Origin of the sequence: Bacteroides sp. D22, from assembly GCF_000163675.1 — a bacterium.
GTDB lineage: Bacteria > Bacteroidota > Bacteroidia > Bacteroidales > Bacteroidaceae > Bacteroides > Bacteroides xylanisolvens.
This window is the reverse complement of sequence record NZ_GG774817.1, coordinates 9,039-12,516: the sequence shown is the minus strand read 5'-3', so window position 1 is coordinate 12,516 and position 3,478 is coordinate 9,039. Positions and strand designations below refer to the sequence as shown.

Sequence of the window (3,478 nt, the reverse complement as noted above, 5' to 3'; positions counted from 1 at the left end):
GCTCTGATATTTGATTATATCAACGGCTTTCACGATGCAGCAAACTCAATAGCTACAATCGTATCTACCAGGGTGCTTACCCCCTTTCAAGCTGTACTATGGGCTGCTTTCTTCAATTTCGTTGCTTTTTTCATTGCCAAATACATCATAGGCGGATTCGGTATTGCCAATACAGTATCCAAAACGGTGGTAGAACAATATATCACTTTACCTATTATATTGGCAGGAGTCATAGCAGCCATCACCTGGAACCTGGTAACATGGTGGAAAGGTATCCCGTCTTCATCCTCACATACGCTTATCGGAGGATTTGCAGGAGCTGCCATTATGGCAAACGGGTTTGAAGCAATTCAACTTAATATCATTTTTAAAATTGCAGCTTTCATCTTTCTGGCTCCTTTTATCGGAATGGTGATTGCTTTCGGTTTCACTCTGTTTGTGCTTTACATCTGCCGCCGTGCACATCCTCATACAGCTGAAGTCTGGTTTAAGAGGTTGCAGCTCGTTTCTTCCGCCCTCTTCAGCGTCGGACATGGATTGAATGACTCACAGAAAGTAATGGGTATTATTGCCGCTGCCATGATAGCCGCTCATTCTATGGGATTGGGTATGGGTATCAACAGCATCAATGACCTTCCCGACTGGGTTGCTTTTTCGTGCTTCACCGCTATCTCACTCGGCACCATGTCCGGAGGTTGGAAAATAGTAAAGACAATGGGAACCAAAATCACCAAAGTACCCCCATTGGAAGGAGTAATTGCCGAAACAGCCGGTGCTTTCACTCTCTACATTACGGAAATGCTGAAAATCCCCGTTAGTACAACACATACTATCACAGGTGCAATCATCGGAGTAGGTGCAACTAAACGCCTCTCTGCCGTTCGCTGGGGAATAACAAAAAGTCTCATGACTGCCTGGATTCTTACAATTCCGGTCAGTGGACTCCTGGCAGCAGCTATCTATTATATTGTTTCCCTCTTTTTATAGAGGAAAACAATATAATGAATAATTGACTGCCGACACTCTCGAAAAAGAAAAGAGCTGAACATCCATGTCCCTTGGCTCTTTTCTGTCTAACTATCAGGAAGAAAAAAATGAATAAATCCATCACTAAATGTCACATTTACCAACTTTGATTGCCGACCTTGCGCTGATATTAATATCGGCCAGTGTAATAACCTTGCTGTTCAAATGGATGAAACAACCTTTAGTCTTAGGTTACATCATTGCCGGATTACTAGCGGGGCCTTATATAAATATTTTCCCCACAGTGGGAGATATCGAAAATATCAATATATGGGCGGAAATAGGTGTTATATTCCTGCTCTTTGCACTTGGACTGGAGTTTAGTTTTAAAAAGCTCATGAATGTAGGTTCCACAGCTTTTATTACGGCCACCACCGAAGTCGTCAGTATGTTGCTCATAGGTTTTCTGGTAGGACAATTGTTAGGATGGGGCACAATGAATTCCATCTTTCTTGGGGGAATGTTGTCTATGTCGTCTACCACAATTATCATCAAGGCCTTTGATGATTTGGGGTTACGCAACCAGCGTTTCACGGGCATCGTATTCGGTACTCTGGTAGTGGAAGACCTGATTGCCATTTTAATGATGGTACTTCTTTCTACAATGGCGGTAAGTCAGGACTTTGTGGGTGAAGACTTATTGATTAGTGTTCTCAAAGTCGTTTTCTTTTTAATCCTGTGGTTTCTCATCGGTATTTTCGTTATTCCGGCTTTTCTTAAAAAAGCAAAGAAGCTGATGAATAATGAGACGCTTTTGATTGTTTCAATCGGTCTTTGTCTGGGAATGGTGGTATTGGCCACCTATACAGGCTTTTCAACGGCGTTAGGTGCATTTATCATGGGATCTATTCTTGCCGAAACCATCGAAGCCGAGCACATCGAACATATCATACAACCGGTAAAAGACCTCTTCGGAGCTATTTTTTTCGTATCAGTCGGTATGCTGGTGAATCCGGCGGTATTGGTAGAATATGCCTGGCCTGTTATCATCATTACTCTGGTTACCATTATCGGTAAAGCCATTTTCTCTTCATTTGGCGTACTCTTATCCGGAGAGCCACTGAACACTTCTATCAAATCCGGATTCAGCCTGGCACAAATTGGAGAGTTTGCTTTCATCATTGCCGGACTGGGTGTTTCGCTCAAAGTGCTCGATCCGTTTATTTCACCAATCATTGTGGCTGTATCTGTTATCACCACTTTCACGACTCCTTATTTTATCCGTTTGGCCAATCCTTTTGCCGAATGGCTTTACAAAATATTGCCTACTAAAGTACAGGAAACATTAGATCGTTATGCTTCCGGCAAGAAGACCATGAACCACGATAGTGATTGGAAGAAATTACTAAAAAACATGATTGGCAGGGTTATTATTTATAGCGTATTGCTCACTGCTATCTGGCTGCTGTCTATACAATTCATTTATCCCGCCATCAGTGAAATGTTTGCTCCTGTTACCATCTGGATCAATCTGGTGATGTGTCTGGGTACCCTTTTGCTTATGACTCCTTTTTTGTGGGCACTCATCTCCAACAAATACAACTCTTCCGAATTATTCCTGAAGCTATGGAGAGATAAGAATTACAATCACGGACGACTGGTTTCTCTCGTTCTAGGCCGTGTATCTGTTGCTCTTTTCTTCATCACTAGCGTAGTTATCAGCTACTTCAAGCTGAACTGGGGAATAAGTGTGATCATTGCCATAGCTGTTGTGGCATTGATTCTTATTCTTAGGGAAGACCTCACGCAATATTCACGATTGGAAACGAGATTCCTAGCCAATCTTAACCGACGGGAAGAGGTTGCTAAAAAACGACACCCGCTAAAAACAAGTTTCAATAGCGAGTTCAATGACAAGGACCTTGATTTGACGTCTGTCGTAGTATCGCCTTATTCCGATTACATCGGCAAGTCTTTAGGAGAACTTTCATTCAGGCAAAATTTTGGAGTGAATGTGGTTGCAATCACGCGTGGTGATTTGAATATATACATTCCGAAAAGTTCTGAACCTATTTATCCGCAGGATAAACTGACTGTAGTCGGTACGGATATGCAATTGCAGGAGTTCAGAAATAGAATAGAAGATGTAAAAAACACAAAAGATACGGACGCAGTAGATAAAAAGATGACGCTCCACTCTTTCACTGTAGATGATGAATTCCGTTTCTTAAATAGTCGTCCCTTAAAAAGTACTCATCTGCGGGATATTGCAAGAAAACAGTGTCCCGCAGATTTTTTCAACAAGTAGCCAAAGAACCCTCATGGCTCTTTTGAAGTTGTACGCTGCTGCGGCTAAGAGCAGATTGACAACATCCCCGAACACACCTTTATAAAAGTTGCGTCCTAAACGAAAGTCTGATTTCAAATGCCCGATAGTCGGCTCTATTCCTGCACGCTTGCAGAATAGCTTATGTTTCTTCTTGCGTGTGTAATAACTGTCTTTCCTGTTTGG

Annotated in this window: 3 protein-coding genes; 2 read left to right on the top strand and 1 reads right to left on the bottom strand. The window is 42.2% G+C overall.

The genetic code is table 11. From position 1 onward, the window contains the following. Nucleotides 1-987 (top strand): inorganic phosphate transporter (locus tag HMPREF0106_RS05845; protein WP_050427893.1); only part of this gene is annotated, 987 nt, incomplete at its 5' end. A 127-nt stretch (nt 988-1,114) separates the two neighbouring features. Beyond that, entirely contained in the window at nt 1,115-3,274 is a 2,160-nt protein-coding gene (locus HMPREF0106_RS05850; protein ID WP_009040721.1) for a cation:proton antiporter, read from the top strand. Here the strand turns inward: HMPREF0106_RS05850 and HMPREF0106_RS26290 are convergent. After that, on the bottom strand, nt 3,209-3,478 hold a 270-nt coding region (locus HMPREF0106_RS26290), incomplete at its 5' end, for a transposase (protein WP_157133825.1). The two genes, HMPREF0106_RS05850 and HMPREF0106_RS26290, sit on opposite strands and share 66 nt — an antisense overlap.

Bases quoted from the DNA above. Each gene is read 5' to 3' on its own strand.
- HMPREF0106_RS05850 (WP_009040721.1), top strand. From the start codon at position 1,115: ATGTCACATTTACCAACTTTGATTGCCGACCTTGCGCTGATATTAATA.